Annotated in this window: 15 protein-coding genes and 1 pseudogene; 1 reads left to right on the top strand and 15 read right to left on the bottom strand. The window is 29.2% G+C overall.

The annotated features are described in order from the left end of the window. Positions 1-609: 609 nt before the first annotated feature. From ACWPW7_RS22460 to sigI, 5 genes are all read right to left on the bottom strand, one after another. Positions 610-1,932 (bottom strand): FAD-binding protein, encoded by a 1,323-nt coding sequence (locus ACWPW7_RS22460; RefSeq protein ID WP_454055384.1) that lies wholly within the window; start codon positions 1,930-1,932, stop codon positions 610-612. 265 nt (positions 1,933-2,197) lie between these two features. After that, on the bottom strand, positions 2,198-2,767 hold the full coding sequence (locus ACWPW7_RS22465) for a GNAT family N-acetyltransferase (protein ID WP_454055385.1): 570 nt from the start codon (positions 2,765-2,767) through the stop codon (positions 2,198-2,200). Positions 2,768-3,109: 342 nt separating this feature from the next. Then, entirely contained in the window at positions 3,110-3,379 is a 270-nt protein-coding gene (locus tag ACWPW7_RS22470) for a CD3324 family protein (protein ID WP_454055386.1), read from the bottom strand. Positions 3,380-3,805: 426 nt separating this feature from the next. Then, positions 3,806-4,933 (bottom strand): anti-sigma-I factor RsgI family protein, encoded by a 1,128-nt coding sequence (locus ACWPW7_RS22475; protein ID WP_454055387.1) that lies wholly within the window; start codon positions 4,931-4,933, stop codon positions 3,806-3,808. A gap of 1 nt (position 4,934) precedes the next feature. Next, complete coding sequence (sigI, locus tag ACWPW7_RS22480; RefSeq protein ID WP_454055388.1) at positions 4,935-5,627, bottom strand: RNA polymerase sigma-I factor; 693 nt, start codon at positions 5,625-5,627, stop codon at positions 4,935-4,937. A 467-nt stretch (positions 5,628-6,094) separates the two neighbouring features. On the opposite strand from sigI, the gene ACWPW7_RS22485 reads away from it, so the two are divergent. Next, positions 6,095-7,468, top strand: a complete 1,374-nt coding sequence (locus tag ACWPW7_RS22485; RefSeq protein ID WP_454055389.1) for a DUF4317 domain-containing protein — start codon at positions 6,095-6,097, stop codon at positions 7,466-7,468. 73 nt (positions 7,469-7,541) lie between these two features. On the opposite strand, the gene ACWPW7_RS22490 is transcribed toward ACWPW7_RS22485, so the two are convergent. From ACWPW7_RS22490 to ACWPW7_RS22535, 10 genes and pseudogenes are all read right to left on the bottom strand, one after another. Next, a complete protein-coding gene (locus tag ACWPW7_RS22490; RefSeq protein WP_454055390.1) occupies positions 7,542-8,297 on the bottom strand; it encodes a DUF438 domain-containing protein in 756 nt (251 codons plus the stop codon). A gap of 24 nt (positions 8,298-8,321) precedes the next feature. Continuing rightward, entirely contained in the window at positions 8,322-9,020 is a 699-nt protein-coding gene (ric, locus tag ACWPW7_RS22495) for an iron-sulfur cluster repair di-iron protein (protein WP_454055391.1), read from the bottom strand. Between the two features lie 49 nt (positions 9,021-9,069). Continuing rightward, the gene (locus tag ACWPW7_RS22500; protein ID WP_454055392.1) at positions 9,070-10,302 is read right to left on the bottom strand and encodes an FprA family A-type flavoprotein; all 1,233 of its coding nucleotides are present in this window, start codon (positions 10,300-10,302) and stop codon (positions 9,070-9,072) included. 156 nt (positions 10,303-10,458) lie between these two features. Then, positions 10,459-10,770, bottom strand: a pseudogene (locus ACWPW7_RS22505) (Crp/Fnr family transcriptional regulator); the annotation flags it as partial. 199 nt (positions 10,771-10,969) lie between these two features. Then, on the bottom strand, positions 10,970-11,305 hold the full coding sequence (locus ACWPW7_RS22510; protein ID WP_454055393.1) for a hypothetical protein: 336 nt from the start codon (positions 11,303-11,305) through the stop codon (positions 10,970-10,972). A 145-nt stretch (positions 11,306-11,450) separates the two neighbouring features. Next, entirely contained in the window at positions 11,451-12,344 is an 894-nt protein-coding gene (locus tag ACWPW7_RS22515) for a thiamine pyrophosphate-dependent enzyme (protein WP_454055394.1), read from the bottom strand. Further along, positions 12,337-13,527: a transketolase C-terminal domain-containing protein gene (locus tag ACWPW7_RS22520; RefSeq protein WP_454055395.1), complete on the bottom strand. Its 1,191-nt coding sequence runs from the start codon at positions 13,525-13,527 to the stop codon at positions 12,337-12,339. Before ACWPW7_RS22520 ends, ACWPW7_RS22515 begins: the two co-directional genes overlap by 8 nt. A gap of 3 nt (positions 13,528-13,530) precedes the next feature. Then, complete coding sequence (locus tag ACWPW7_RS22525) at positions 13,531-13,827, bottom strand: 4Fe-4S dicluster-binding protein (protein ID WP_454055396.1); 297 nt, start codon at positions 13,825-13,827, stop codon at positions 13,531-13,533. A gap of 1 nt (position 13,828) precedes the next feature. After that, a complete protein-coding gene (locus ACWPW7_RS22530; RefSeq protein WP_454055397.1) occupies positions 13,829-14,365 on the bottom strand; it encodes a 2-oxoacid:acceptor oxidoreductase family protein in 537 nt (178 codons plus the stop codon). Beyond that, on the bottom strand, positions 14,362-15,534 hold the full coding sequence (locus ACWPW7_RS22535) for a pyridoxal phosphate-dependent aminotransferase (protein ID WP_454055398.1): 1,173 nt from the start codon (positions 15,532-15,534) through the stop codon (positions 14,362-14,364). Before ACWPW7_RS22535 ends, ACWPW7_RS22530 begins: the two co-directional genes overlap by 4 nt. Positions 15,535-15,552 lie beyond the last annotated feature (18 nt).

A 15,552-nucleotide genomic window follows, 5' to 3' on the forward strand; every position in this document is an offset into this window, starting at 1 on the left:
TATTTTATGGCAGAGGCGAAGCACGCCCTTTAAAATCCACCTTTTTTTGACTTACAATAAGTTTATATAATTATGGATTAGTAAAACTACTATCAGCTCTTACAAACCTTAATATATGAGGATATTTCTCTGCGTACACTTTTAGAGTTAATCCTATGAATCTTGCAACCTATATTGAAGCATAGACATTACTTACTCTAAGCTCCGCTTTAGTTAGATTACTGCTACATCTATATTACTTATAACAAAATCTCCTATATACATATATATAATAAAAAGTTTCTATTCTCATAATACGCCATATCATTTTTCTTTGATCTAAATGTATTAAATACTTTTCTGTTATATTAAGATTCTAAAAAAATTATTATACTATCATTTATTTCTTCAACTACAGCTGCATAACCATATGGATTATTTCCATAAGCTCACCACACTGCTATTGCATCTAACTTAGGAATCTTGCCATATAGATATACTTCTCATTTATATCCCCATCATTCACTTGCATTGCCACTACTTAGATTAGGTTATTTTCCTAATAATTTGGATTATTTTTTGCTGCTACTGATAATCTTGGTTTAAATATTATTTCAATATATCCACTGTCTATAGATTTATTCCTTGAGGATAATAGAATAAGTTATATGGATCATATTTTTCTTTTACAGTTTTTAACCAAGATACATTATTGCCAAAATAACTATATAAATAATCAGGTATATTAATATCACAATAGTTAAGATACCCAAAGCCTGCATATGGAAGTAAGGAATTTCTTAAACTATTTACCCACCTAATTGTATCATTAGCATACATACTATACTTAAGAATCCATTCGGCATCAATTTGTATTAATACTTTAGCATGTCTATGAGGAAAAGCACTAGGTAAACCTTCATTTTCTGCAATCTTTCCTCCCAATAAGAGGAATTCAATGTCTATAGGTGGCTGTATAGGTGGTGAATTATCTAAATAGTCAAACATTATTTGGCAAGGTTCTTTTCCTAATGAATTATATGCAAGTAATCCTGTATTCTTAAATCCTTTTGGTGTAGGCACAAAGCCTGGATGCCCCTGTACAGATTCCTTAAAACTAATATACTTTATTGTATAATTCATTTTATCAGGAACTCTTAATAAATCGCTTAAAGCTTGTTCCATTTCTTTTTCTGTGCTTCTTATTCCTACTCCATATAGTTCAATAATATCTTTAGTCATAGAAACCTTAATGGTATATCTATTATCTAAATATTCCCCTACCTTTTGAAATGCTTGAATTACTTCATATCTACTATTTTTAGGCCATTCAGCAGTCATTACTGTTACTTTATCAACGGGATATACTTTAAAAGTAAGTGACACTACTACTCCAAAATTATTACTACCTGCTCCCCTTAATGCAGCAAATAAATCTTGATTTTGATATGAATTAGCAGTTATTATCCTGCCAAAAGCATCTACTATTTGTGCTTCTACTAAATTATCGCATACTAGCCCATATTCCCTTTGTAAAAAGCTAACTCCTCCTCCTAATGTAATTCCTGTAACTCCAATAGATTGACAACTTCCTCCAACAAATGCAAATCCATATTGAGTTATCTTAGGATGAAGTTGTTCTTGTCTATATCCTGCCCCTATTCTTACGTAACCTCCACTTGTATCTATTTCAAAATCAAGTAAATTAGAAACATCTATCACAACAGCATCATTTGCCACAGAAAATGATTCATAGTTATGACCACCATTTCTACAGCGTATATTTAATCCTTGCTTTCTTGACCAATTTACTGCATTAACTACATCTGTTATATTATTAGGATATACAATTACTCTTGGGTAGTAACTAAAATATAAATTTGCAGTTCTACGAACAATATTATAACTTTTATCTTCTTTAGTTATAACAAGTCCTGTTAACCCTTCTATCATATTAATTTCCTCCAACCTTATTAACCATATAATGTTATAATATATGGTAATAACTTGGGAACTGTTCTTAACAGTAGTTACACTCTTCATTATTAATAATTCATAGATTCTTATTTCATAATACTATAAATAAAAAATATCCATCTTATAATATACCTAGCAACTTCTTTATAATGTTATTAAAGGGAAGCTTGAGCTTACCTTAGTTCTTATAACAATATTGCTTCGCATCATGCTCATATACTTATAGTATATAAATTTAAAACTAACTTTCTTTATAATTTTTATGATATTCTCGGTCTAAAATGCTAAAATAAAATTGATCTACCCACTTACCTCCACATTTATATTCTTCTCTAAATACGCCCTGTTTTGACATTCCTGCCCTTTGCATTACAGATGCTGATTTGAGATTATCGCAATGGCACATACCTATAACTTTATGGGCATTTAATTCATTAAATGCAAAGGATATTAAAAGATTTGCACTTTCTAAACAATATCCATTACCTTGAAACTCTGGTAAGAGAACATACCCAATTTCCCAGCTTTTACGTGTAGAACTACATTGCCATATATAAGTTGCTCCCATCTGTACACTATCTGAACTTCGTTTAATAATAAAGTCGAAAACATCACTTTCTTCAATTCTTTTAGTAAACCTTTCTCGAATACGTTCCTTGTTAGTTTCAACATATTCTTCATAACACCATAATTCTGAATTACTTTCTTCATCACATATAAAATCCATATGTTCCTTTGTTACAGGAACAAGTTCAATAGTTTTACCTTTTAATATATGATGAATTTGCTTTTTTATATATTCATTCCCCATCTTTCTCCCCACTTTCATATTACATAAGCAATCTTTTGTTCACAATTTATTACATAGAAATCAATATCAATACTAATCTTAAGCATAATTTGCTATCATGTCAGTAGCAAATTATCATCATGCAAAATTGAAGTTAGCTAAGTATTAATAAGTAAAGATTCGGCATTTTCTTGATTTACATAAAAATTTTCAAGTTCATCTTTCTAAATTGTTCTCTTATAAATATTGAAGCTACAATATATGATTAAAGTATAAAGGAAAATATGAAGTAATAATATGTAAAGTTTAATTATAGATGTAAATACACAAAAGCAGCCAGTTCATCAACCGACTGCTTTTCTTCTATTTCTTTCTATAAATTATACTCTTGATTGTATCATAGGACAAATGATATTCAGCCATAAGCTCATCTATTGTCGCACCATTTTTCTTCTTTTTCTTGATTTCATTGTTTCTTTCAATAATTTCATTTCTACTGTTCGTAGAAGTGGCCCATGATTTTTTATCATTATCCTTTTTAGGTATATAAATTATACTACCACCAACATATTGCTGTATTTGAAGAATTAATGTTTCTGGTAAAACATCTTTTGCATTTATATACTGGACCATAATCCTGCTCCTTTTTACTATAATTCACAAGATTGCAGATTCGTCATATAAATGAAACAGCGATTATCTTTTACCTTCTATGCAACTAACCGCTAAATTATATGACTAATCCTGCATAGAGTAAAAATCTGTTTTTATTCTTCATAACTATACCCCCTAGCTAATAAACACTCTATTTTACGCAGTAAATCATTATAATAAAAAATACCAATATTTATCTCTCCTATATTTTATTATATTAATCTGCAGTAAGCAATTACCTTATTTTCCATGATTTTTTCATAAAGTTATTGATACAACTACCATTACTAATGGAATTTTAAAAAGCTGACTACTGTTTAATACAGGAATCAGCTTTTATCTACTTAACTGGCTTTTTTAATATCCTTGATATAAGAATCACTTTGAATATAGATTCTTCTTATATTAATTGTTCTTCTTTGAAAGGTTATTATTTTCTGATTTATTGTTATTCTCTTTACTATCTTCTACTTTATTAGACTTACCTTTATTCGAGTTATTAGATTTATCATTATTTGTTTCTTTAATGCTCTCTTTTGTTTTTTCGCTACTATTTGTATCTTTAGTATTCTCCTTTATTTTTTCACCATTGTTTCTTCCTTTAATATCCTCTTTTATTTTTTCACTGTTATTTGTTTCTTTAATATTTTCTTTTATTTTTTCACCATTATTTGTTTTTTCTTTATTAGTATTTGAATTATTATTTTTATTTATAGAGTTCTCATTATTCTTTTTGTTCTCTTGATAAGTACTTCCTTTGCCATTAGAGTTTGTAGTTTCTTTTACATCATCATTAGTTTTTGTTTTACCATTTTCTTTCTTATCTTCCTCTTTTTCTTTAACCCTTTGCTCCTTTATCTTTTTCATAATATCCTTAACTGAAGAGTTTGCATATTCATCTAAAGTTGCTTCTGGCATTACTTGTTGAAGCTTCTGAATTAAATTTACTTTTCCAGGTGATATTCCTAATCTTTCAGCTTCTTCAAATCTTTCTTTATTAACATTTTCTTTTATTATCTCAGTATTTTTTATTTCTTCTTCCTCTAAGCCTTCTTCTGCGCCTATCTCTGCTTCGTCTAATAGTTCATCATTTGTTGAAGTAAGCATAACTGCATTTTCATCATCAACTATATAACCATTGTCCACTGCAGATTCTACTAATAATTTTATAGCTTCGTTAACATTTTTATTCTTTATTTTTAATTCTTTACTTATACTCTCTCCGTCAGAATTTAATGCTTCTATCTTTATTACTTTGCTATACCTATTAGTTGTTAGTTTTATACTAGGATTTATATCAAGTGTTAAATAATCCTTTGGAGCTGCATAAGAATATCCAAAGCCACCTATTCCAAGCAATAAAATAAGTGACATTGCAAATACTATACCTTTTTTCATAATTAATGCCTCATTTCTTTCATATTCATCACCAATTTTTAGATTCATTTTATTTTTAACCTTTTTAAATCTACCTTTATTATCAATAACAATCATATGTTTATCATTTATTTCTACCACTAAGGCTCTTTTCATATCAAACCTCCAAATTTATGTATTCTCTTATATATTGGTAATCACCTAAAAGTATTATCAGTACTGATATTATATACTTTCGTGATCTTTCTATTGTTTTTCGGGGTATCTTAGTATTTTTTTGAATTTTTGCTATTGGAATCTTATTATTTAAACATATTTCCTCAATAATATCTCTATTTTTTATTATGTAATTAATTATTTCATTATATTGTTTTCTAGTAGACTTCCATTTAGGAGAAACTTTTATTAAATCCTTAAAAGTTATATTATATTGGGATAATTCATCAATTAAGCTTTCTATTTCAAGTTTTCTTAAATATGAAATGTCCTGTTTTTCATAATTTTCTATAGATTGGTTTAAGAAAAACTTGTCCTTATTTTCCTTATCTTCTTCTATAGATTTCTCATTTAATAATGTTTTATTTTTTCTATAATAATCTATCAATCTAAATTTTATAACTCGCTGAGCATATGAAAAGAAACTTCCTTTGCTTATGTCATAGCTTTTTATAGATTCATAAAAAGCCATAAGAGCTATACTATATTCATCATCATTATTTATATCAATATATCTCTTTAGGGATCTATTACAATAAGCTATAATAAATTGTTTATATTCATTAATAAAAAGATTTATCCGCTCTTTATCATTCTTAATTATCATAACTTGTTCATTAATATTTTCTAACATAACTCACCTCCTTATAAATAATACGTATACCTAAATAGCATTTCTAGGGTACTTAAAAAAATATATTTTTTATTTTACTTTCCTGTTCATCATGATATTTTACATCTACTTCTATTTATAGGGATACAATATGAAAACTTAAAGTGCACTCTGGAAAATAAGTTTTCTATAAAAATAGCTTAAATCCTTAGAAATTAATGATTAATGAATGAAGAATTCAAGAAAAAATTCGCTAAAGGTGAATTTCTTAAAATAAAATTTATTTTTAAAAAGCTCCAAAGGCTTTGGCTACGGAGTTTTAATCATAATTCTTCATTGTTCATTCTTAATTTTTAATTCATTGTATGCATATCATCTGCTTTAAATTTATCTAATGAAATCTTTAATTAATATAAAAAAAATACTATACTTAATAATATATTAATTAATGACTACAAATAGAAAAGATTAGATTGAGGGGTTTATATATGAACAAAAAAGATATACTTGAGTTAAAAAAACGTTTAAAGAAAGATTATTGTACCTTCACTAAAATGTGTGGTTGCTATGTTAATGGTGAAAAAAATATTATTTTAAATTTTAGAGAAACCTTTTTAAATTTGGAAGATGATGAGTACTTTAAGTACTTAGAAATTGCTAAAAAAGTCTTATCTGGAACTATTGCTAATAATATTTTAGAACTTAACTTTCCGCTTAATGAAAATCTTGAAAATGAAAAACAACTTTCTCTTATTAAGCTTAAAAAAAGTCAATTAAAGGATGATACTTTGCTTCAAGATTTTTATAAATCCATTATAGATAGTTATGATTATACTGGTAATTTTTTAATACTAGTTTTTCATGATGCTTATGATGTTATTACTAAAACTACTGATAACGCTAAAATAGATGAATCTGAAGAAGTATATGAGTATATTTTATGTGCAATATGTCCTGTTTCACTTTCAGATCCTGGACTTAGATACCTTGAAGAAGAAAAGAAAATAAAGGCACGTATTAGAGATTGGGTGGTAAATGCTCCAACCCTTGGCTTTGTGTTCCCTGCTTTTATTGATCGTAGTTCAGATGTTAACTCTGTTATGTACTACACTAAAAATCCAAAAGACCCACATCCTGAATTAATGGAAAAAGCTTTAGGTTGTTCTTCAAAGCAAACTGCCAACATACAAAAAGAAACCTTCCATACAATTATTAAAGATTATATTGATACTGATGAGAAAAAAGCTGAGAAAACTTTTATGGAAATACAAGAGAATCTAAATACTATGATAGATGAACATAATTCAATATATAATGATACAGATGATGAACCTATAACTTTAACACAAAAGGAGATACAAAATCTTTTAATAGAAAGTGGAGTTTCTGAAGAAGCTACTACTAAAATTGAAAAATCTTATATAGAAAACTTTGGTGAAGACCTACCTTTAGCAGAGAATTTACTTGACTCAAAGGTACTTAAAGCAAATGCTCAGAGAAAAAAGGAAGAACAACTTAAAAAACAAGTAGAAGCACTTCAACTTAAACTTGAACAAGCTGAACAAGAGGCTGTTGTAGATAGTGAAAGCCATCCAGTTACAGAAATTAATGATGATAATGTAGTTTTAGAAGAAACTCAGCCAATTACAGAAATTGTTGATGATAACCTTATTACAAAAGAAATTCACAATGGAAATTCAGAAGATAATAATACTACTTCTCACTATGACATTATACTTCAAGTAAAACCTGAAAAAATACCTGAAATAAAATCTCAAATAATTAATGGCCAAAAATGCATAGTTATTCCTATCAATGGCAATGAACAAACTACAGTTAATGGCTTAGACCATATAATTTAAATTAAAAAAGAGTGTCTTTTTTCCTTAAAGATACTCTTTTTTATTTCTATAAACATCCATAATTTATTAACTTTTAATTTTCAAATGTAAAGCTGCAATATCCTATTTCATCACATCTTTTTTTCATATCATCCCATACATCCTTTTCCTTTATAGCTTCTAAAGATGATGGATACAAAATATAATTTTCCTTAAAAATATGATCCCTTAAGTTAAAAATTATATATTTTGAAACTTCATCTGATTTGCTCTTGAATTCATCAAATTCCATTTTATATGCATTTTCAGAAAGTCTTTTTAATTCTTTTTTTCTAGCCCTTAAGTCATCATGTTCCATTTTCATTATTCTTGTAGGTCCTGTTATTTCCCTTTTTTCCATCTCCACAAATAAAACTTTTTCTTCTCTTTGATGATGATTCTCTGCATCTAATATATTTTCTGCTAATTTATGAAGACTATGAATTTTTTCTTTAGCTTCATCATAACCTGTAGTCTTTTGAATATCTGAATTCACTTTTTCTAAATCTTCTAAGAACTTCAAAATCTTATCATGTTCATCTATTAAAGTATAAACTACATGTCCTTTGTTTATCTTTGTCTTTATTTTACTTAATTCATCCTTTAAAACTTCCATGTGTACCTCACACAAATGTCTTAAATCTTGTGGTTCCATTCCTTCTTCTATAAGTTGTTGTTCTGCTATAGATAAATCTATAGGGTCAATATCTTTTACTAAATCTAGAGCCTCTTTTCTTGTTTCATCCTTAATTCCAAATTTATTTAAATTTTTTAAAACTTCCTTTAATTCCTGAATTTTTTTATTATCCATTTAAATCATCTCCTTTATTCAGCCTTAAATCATCTCAAATAATACACTGTTTTCTTTATATATGTGGATAAATAAATCTTTTTCTAAATTATGAATCTTATCATAAGCCAATCTATAGCTTGTACATGCACCTTCTGGAGCTTTAAAATCTCTTGTTATTTTTTCTAATTCTTTTAATATATCTCCAGCTTCATCATGTTCATTTTCTGTTTCTTCTATAAATTTATCTATTTCTTTTTTTAGATTTTCATCTTTATTCGATTCATATTTTTCTATTAATGGGAATAAATTTTCTTCTTCTTTTATCAAATGCTCTTCTAGTTCTATTTTCAAAAGCCCAAATAATCTATGAACTTTTAATAACTCTTCTCCATGATGACTAAAATGAACCTTTAATATTTTTGATAACAGGGCATCTATTTCTTTAAGCTCTCTTTTTGTATATTCATGGTGAGTATCTAATATATTTTTCATAAGATTTAACGGTTTTTCTTTTCTCCAATCTATATACTCTTCATTGGATTCTATAAACTTTTCATATTCTTCATTAAGTTTTTGTATAAATTCATCTGAATCAATTCCTTTTTCCTTTAAAGCTTTTCCTAAAGTATCATGTCCACCGCAGCAATAATCTATTTTAATATCATTAAATATTCTACTTGCTCCTGGGAATATAGAAACAACTTCTCCAAGCTTTTGATTTGCATTAATAGTATTTTTCATAATAGTTCCTCCTAATTAATTTATATCTCATAATTACTTATCATAATCCTTACAGTGAATTTAATAATAAATCTGCTATAAACGTAGTTGCTTTCTTTATTTCTTCTTTGTCCATTTCTTCTGGAGAAAATTTAATTCTTATTGGAAATTTCACATCTGTCATTCCTGTTGATTTTATAATGTATGAAGTGCTTAAAGTCTTCATATTTGTTTCATTTAAATAATCTTGGAGAACTTCAATACCTTCTCCACTCCATCCATAAGATCCAAAGGCTGCTGATATTTTATTTTCTAAATCCATATCCTTTAAATTTCTTAAAACATCTTCTAATTTTCCAATCATATCTGCATATTTTGTGGATGTTCCAACAAGTACTGCATCTACTTCTTTAACATTTTTTAGAATGTCCTCATCTGATGCTTTATTAACATCAATTAGCTCTGCATTTATATTGTCTTTTTCAAAATATCCTTTGATTAATTCTGAAATCTTTTTAGTATTGTTTGTCATTGTAGAATATAAAATTAAAACTTTTTTATTTACATTTGTATTTTGGCTCATTTCATCATAAAGTTTTATAAATTTTTCAGCATTCTCTCTTAATATAAACCCGTGAGATGGTGCTATAATTTCTATATTTAAATTTCTTATTTTCTTTATCATATTTTGTACATATCTTCTATGAGGATGCATTATTAAACTGTAGTAGATTTTAAAATCTTCTAATATGTCCTCTTTAGCTTTATCATTGAAATATTCATAGTTTGCTACATGAGTACTAAATATATCACATGGAAATAGTATTTTATCTTCTTTAGCCAAAGTTATCATAGTTTCTTCTGTATGAAGATACGGTGTTTCTATAAATGCAAGGGTTTTTCCACCTATATCAAGGGTATCCCCATCTTTAACAACTAGAAAAGTTCTATTATAAAGCTTATACATAGCTTTTAATTGGTCAACTGCTTTTTTGGTGCAAACAATAATTGCATTTTTAGCATTGAAGGCTAAAGTTCCTAAAGCCCCTGAATGATCTGGTTCTGTATGATTTATTACTATATACTGAATTTTTTCTAAGTCTATTAAAGTTTTTAGATTTTCAACGTATTCTCTTCCAAAACTTATATCTACAGTATCAATAATTGTAGGTTTTTCTGTAAGTAAAAGATAACTGTTATAAGTTGTTCCCTTCGTTAAAGTTAATCTATGAAATGGTACATCTCTATCATCAATTTTTCCTACTAAATAAATTTTTTCTTTAATTTTTATATTTTTCATCATATCCATTACCCCCAATTTTTTATTAATATTTATGTTATTTGCTTTATTTTCTTGCTTGTTATGGCTTTATTATATAAACTATTAGAATTTAAAAATATGATTCAAATCAAATTTTTAAAAATAAAAAAAGTGCAAAGCACTTTTCTTTAAAATAATCTATTCTATAAATTCTTTTAAGGCATCTTCATTTTTGATTATAATTACCTTATTACCAACAAGTTTTATAATATCTAAATCCTCAAATTTAGATAATTTTCTACTTATAGTTTCTCTTGTTACCCCTACATAGTTTGCCATCTCTTCTCTATTTATAGGCAGTTTTATTTCTATATCTTGTTCTTTACTCACTCCATATTTTTCACCAAAATCTAATATCATATGGGCTATTCTAGCATCTACATCATTGGTAGCTAAATTTTGAGCTAAAGTTTCCGTTTCTGCAAGTCTCTTAGTAACTTCTTTTAGGATAAAATTTAAACAAAAATGATATTTTTTAAATAAACAAAAATACAACTACCTACAGACAGTATTGAAGCTGTCTATAGGCAGTTCATGAATTTATTGATAGATTATACTTGTTATTATTAAAGAAATTTTCAACGTCAAATAAGAAAGATACTACAAAACCGTCACTAAAATTATGTTACTTGACTATATAAATTGGAATTTAGATTCCATAATGAATTATATATTTGTCATTTTCTTTTGCTTGCTTAGCTAAGACAATCAAAGAAACATATTCCTCTTTTTTGTAAGATGACAAAACACTAATAAGTGTTTCCATTGATTTAGGCGGTATAAGTGTAATACCAAAATAGGCAAGACCTTTTTCTGCTCTTTGAATGGTATGCCAATAACAATCTATGCTTTCCAAATCAATTATAATTGGTTCAATGAAATCATCATCAATCGCAATACAATTGTATTTTTGTGGTTCATAAATGTCGAACCGCTCTTTAGATGATGGTTCCTTTTGCATAATTCCAAACTCATGCTTTGCCACTATCGTTACACCTCCAAATAAATAAATTTACTATTTATTCAGTTGTTTTACATCTTTCATAAATCCTATAATTTTACTAAAGCACAATAATTGATTATAATTATTACTTACAATAATAATTATAGCATGTATATCAATATTTGTTTTAAACCCAATTTTTTCTGATGAGTTTCCATTTCTTATCTCTTTCTTCTGTAACAAGATCTATATCCTCATCATTTAAGTGCTTAAACCTTCCTTGTCTTAGAAGATAGTTTTTCACAGAAGTAAATTCCTTGGGATTCCTATTAATTTTGAACTCCCCTTCTTCAAATTCAGCCAAATACCATAAACCAGAGTCCACAATATCCTTAGCCACATCTACCATTTCATCTGTTGGAATTCCCCATCCCACTGGACATGGAGCAACCACATGAATATAGGATGTGCCATCAACTTCTGCTGCCTTTTTCACTTTATTTATAAAATCTGGCAGGTATCCAACACTGGCTGTGGCTGCATATTTTATTCCATGAGCTGCTACAATTTCAAACATGTTTTTCTTTTGTGTTATGCTTCCTCTAATGTTTTCTCCCGCTGGTGTTGTAGTGGTCTTTGCACCAAAGGGAGTTAAACTACTTTTTTGAATACCTGTGTTCATATATGCTTCATTGTCATAGCAAATGTAAATAACATTATCATTTCTATCTATGGCTCCTGAAAGAGCTTGTATTCCAATATCAGCAGTACCACCATCCCCTGCAATACCAAGAACCTTATAATTTTTAAGCCCTAAAGCTCTTGCTCCAGCCTCAACACCAGTAAGCATTGAAGCAGTGCCTGCAAAAGTAGATATAATTGCATTGTTACTAAAACAAAGCTGTGGAAAATTAAATCCTACTGCTGACATACACCCTGCTGGTATAACTGTAAATGTCCTTTCTCCAAGTGCTTTTAATGCAATTCTTACTGCTAAGCTTCCGCCACAGCCAGCACAGGCCTTATGCCCATAAAATAATTCGTTATCAGTAATATTCTTTGCGGTATTTTTTTCAGTCATTAATTTCCACCCCCAAACCTATAAATTTTACAAAGTCCTTTTTAGTTCCTTCTACCCCTTCTTTTATATATTGGAACATTTCCAGTACATCATCCTTTGAAATATCCCGTCCACCAAGACCAGCAACAAAGTTATAAGAAGGTATAGAAACCCTAGCCTTTGTTATAGCAGAATTTACATTAGTATAAACTGTACCTTCATAACCAAAGGATATATCCTTTTCTAAGATACCAATGCCTTTAACGTGTTTTGCTAAGTTAATTAATTCTTCCTCTGGAAAAGGTCTTAAAAATCGTATTCTAAATACTCCTGCTTTTAATCCACTTGCTCTAAGTTCATCAACTACAAGCCTAGCCAGACCTGTAACACTTCCTAAAGTTACGAGTACTATTTCTGCATCATCACAACGATATTCCTCTACCATTCCACCATATTTTCTGCCAAACTGTTTATTAAAGACTTCATCTACATCTTTAATAACTTTTTTCGCATCTATCATTGCCTTATGCTGCTGGTATTTAAACTCCATATTATCTCCAGGTCCTGCACTAAAAGCCATATTTACTGGATTCTCCAAATCCATTTTATTAGAAGTCTCAAATGGTGGTATAAATTTATCTGCCTCCTCACTTGTAGGAATCTGTACTAACTCATAAGTATGTGTAAGTATGAAGCCGTCAAGATTTATCATAATTGGTGTAAGAACCTTTTTATTTTCAGCTATTACGTAGCTTTGCAGTACCATATCAAGGCTTTCTTGGGCATCTTCTACATATACCTGTATCCAACCACAGTCAAGCTGGGAAAGTGAATCTCTTTGGTCCCCATAAATATTCCAAGGAAGTGCTGTAGAACGATTAGCATTCATCATAACAATTGGGAATCTTCCACCACTAGCATACTGAAGACATTCTGCCATATAAAGTAACCCTTGTGAGGATGTAGCGGTGAAGGTTCTTGCACCTACTGCACTTGAACCCATTGCCGCAGATAAAGCTGAATGTTCTGACTCTACATGAATATATTCACTTTTTAAGCTACCTTCCTCCACCATTTCAGAAAGCCTTTCTACAACAGTTGTTTGTGGAGTAATTGGATAAGCCGAGATAACCTGAGGTCGCGCAAGTCTTACCCCCTCTGCCAAGGCATCATTCCCAGATAAAAAAGCTTTTCTTTCCGCCATTATTTACACCTCTCTTTCCATTTTTATAGCTTTTGGAATGCATACCTTGGCACATATTCCACAACCTTTGCAAAAATTATAATCTATATCGATATTGCTATCCCTCTTAAAGATAACTCCATCAGGACAATACATATAACATTGAAAACAATTAACACATTTTTCATGATCTATAATAGGCTTCTCATTTCTCCATCCTGCATTTTTTGTGACAAGATGTCCAGCTTTATAGCAAGGCCCTAAAGGATATTCCGATATATGAGAAGGCTTTGTATATTGTCTTAATCTTGGCTTATTCATATTATTCACCCCTCACCTTATTGTAAGAAGCCAGTATAACTTCTCTATTTTTCTCTAGAACTGAACCTTTCAAATAGTTTTCACAACCTGAAATTACAGCTCCAATGCTTATAATCTTTGATAAACCAATAAGTGCACCAATCATAGCAGTATTTGTAGTAGGTCGCTTTAAGATATCTAAAGCTATTTGTGTTGCATCAAAGGTAACTACAAATTCACTATATTCTTCATATTTTTCAGAGTGACTGCTATTAATGATTACTTTTCCCTGCGGCTTTAAATCCTTGATGTATTCCTTATCAAAAAGCGTCTCGTCTAGTAAAACTATATAATCACATTTTTTTATTTCACTTCTATCAATAATTTTCTTATCATCAATTTTAGTAAAGGACTGTATTGGCGCTCCTCTTCTTTCTGGACCAAAGGATGGAAAAGCAAGTGAATATTTATTTTCAAATAAAGAGGCAGAAGCACCTAAAATTTTTGCTGCAGTAAATGCTCCTTGACCACCTCTGCCATGCCATCTTATTTCAATCATAATCCTAATCCCCTTGCCTTATGTTTTAATAAAGAAAGACGGTTAAGCGCCTCTTCTAATGTCTCTGTCTTTTTAGCGAAATGAAGCCTTATTAAATGATTAACTTCTTCTCTAAAGAAGCTCGAACCAGGTACTGCAGCAACACCAACTTCTTTTGCTAACCACTCACAAAACTTAACATCATTGTCCCTGCTAAATTCTGAGACATCAATCATTATATAGTAAGCACCTTGTGGGGTTGTATAGGTTAATCCTATATCGTCAAGCCCTCTTAAAAATAAATCTCTCTTCTTTGTATAAGTCTTTTGTAACTCTTCATAATAAGTATCCTCAAAATTCAAAGCTGTAACCGCTGCCTCTTGCAAAGGTGCCGCTGCTCCAACTGTAAGAAAATCATGAACTTTTTTTGCTACATTAACAATTGTTGCCGGAGCTATAATGTATCCTAATCTCCACCCAGTTATTGAATATGTTTTTGATAAAGAACTACAAGAAATAGTTCTCTCAAACATATTTGGAAGTGATGCAAAATATGTGTGCTTATGTGGAGCATAGATTATATGCTCATAGACCTCATCTGTAATTACAAAAGTATCATATTTTTCTGCTAAATCAGCGATAATTTTAAGTTCATCATAAGTAAATACTTTTCCAGTTGGATTTGATGGATTACAGAGTATAATAGCTTTAGGATTTTGTTTAAAAGCTGCTTCCAATTCAGAAACATCAAAATTATAATCTGGTGAACGTAAGGAAACAAATATAGGTTCTGCTCCTGATAAAATAGTATCTGCAGTATAATTTTCATAAAAAGGTGAAAAGACTATAACCTTATCCCCTTGATTGCAAACTGTCATCATTGCTACCATCATTGCTTCTGTACTTCCACAAGTTACAACAATCTCACTATTTGGATCAATGTTTATCCCCATAAATTTTGACTGTTTTTTCGCAAGTGATTCCCTAAAGTTCTGCGCCCCCCAAGTAATGGAATATTGATGAATATCTTTGTATACAGTATCACTTAAAGAATCTAATAATTCTTTAGGTGGATCAAAGTCTGGAAATCCTTGTGATAGGTTTACTGCATTATATTCATTTGAAATTCTTGTCATTTTTCTAATTATTGACTCAGTGAAACAATCTGTTCTATTGCTCAAATTCACCATAATACACTTCCTTTTTAA

The sequence above is a fragment of the Clostridium sp. Marseille-Q7071 genome, assembly GCF_965112025.1.

What these genes read in the sequence shown, in the direction of transcription:
- ACWPW7_RS22460 (WP_454055384.1), bottom strand. Translation starts at nt 1,932, where the DNA reads ATGATAGAAGGGTTAACAGGACTTGTTATAACTAAAGAAGATAAAAGT.
- ACWPW7_RS22465 (WP_454055385.1), bottom strand. Translation starts at nt 2,767, where the DNA reads ATGGGGAATGAATATATAAAAAAGCAAATTCATCATATATTAAAAGGT.
- ACWPW7_RS22470 (WP_454055386.1), bottom strand. Translation starts at nt 3,379, where the DNA reads ATGGTCCAGTATATAAATGCAAAAGATGTTTTACCAGAAACATTAATT.
- ACWPW7_RS22475 (WP_454055387.1), bottom strand. Translation starts at nt 4,933, where the DNA reads ATGAAAAGAGCCTTAGTGGTAGAAATAAATGATAAACATATGATTGTT.
- sigI (WP_454055388.1), bottom strand. Translation starts at nt 5,627, where the DNA reads ATGTTAGAAAATATTAATGAACAAGTTATGATAATTAAGAATGATAAA.
- ACWPW7_RS22485 (WP_454055389.1), top strand. Translation starts at nt 6,095, where the DNA reads ATGAACAAAAAAGATATACTTGAGTTAAAAAAACGTTTAAAGAAAGAT.
- ACWPW7_RS22490 (WP_454055390.1), bottom strand. Translation starts at nt 8,297, where the DNA reads ATGGATAATAAAAAAATTCAGGAATTAAAGGAAGTTTTAAAAAATTTA.
- ric (WP_454055391.1), bottom strand. Translation starts at nt 9,020, where the DNA reads ATGAAAAATACTATTAATGCAAATCAAAAGCTTGGAGAAGTTGTTTCT.
- ACWPW7_RS22500 (WP_454055392.1), bottom strand. Translation starts at nt 10,302, where the DNA reads ATGATGAAAAATATAAAAATTAAAGAAAAAATTTATTTAGTAGGAAAA.
- ACWPW7_RS22515 (WP_454055394.1), bottom strand. Translation starts at nt 12,344, where the DNA reads ATGACTGAAAAAAATACCGCAAAGAATATTACTGATAACGAATTATTT.
- ACWPW7_RS22520 (WP_454055395.1), bottom strand. Translation starts at nt 13,527, where the DNA reads ATGGCGGAAAGAAAAGCTTTTTTATCTGGGAATGATGCCTTGGCAGAG.
- ACWPW7_RS22525 (WP_454055396.1), bottom strand. Translation starts at nt 13,827, where the DNA reads ATGAATAAGCCAAGATTAAGACAATATACAAAGCCTTCTCATATATCG.
- ACWPW7_RS22530 (WP_454055397.1), bottom strand. Translation starts at nt 14,365, where the DNA reads ATGATTGAAATAAGATGGCATGGCAGAGGTGGTCAAGGAGCATTTACT.
- ACWPW7_RS22535 (WP_454055398.1), bottom strand. Translation starts at nt 15,534, where the DNA reads ATGGTGAATTTGAGCAATAGAACAGATTGTTTCACTGAGTCAATAATT.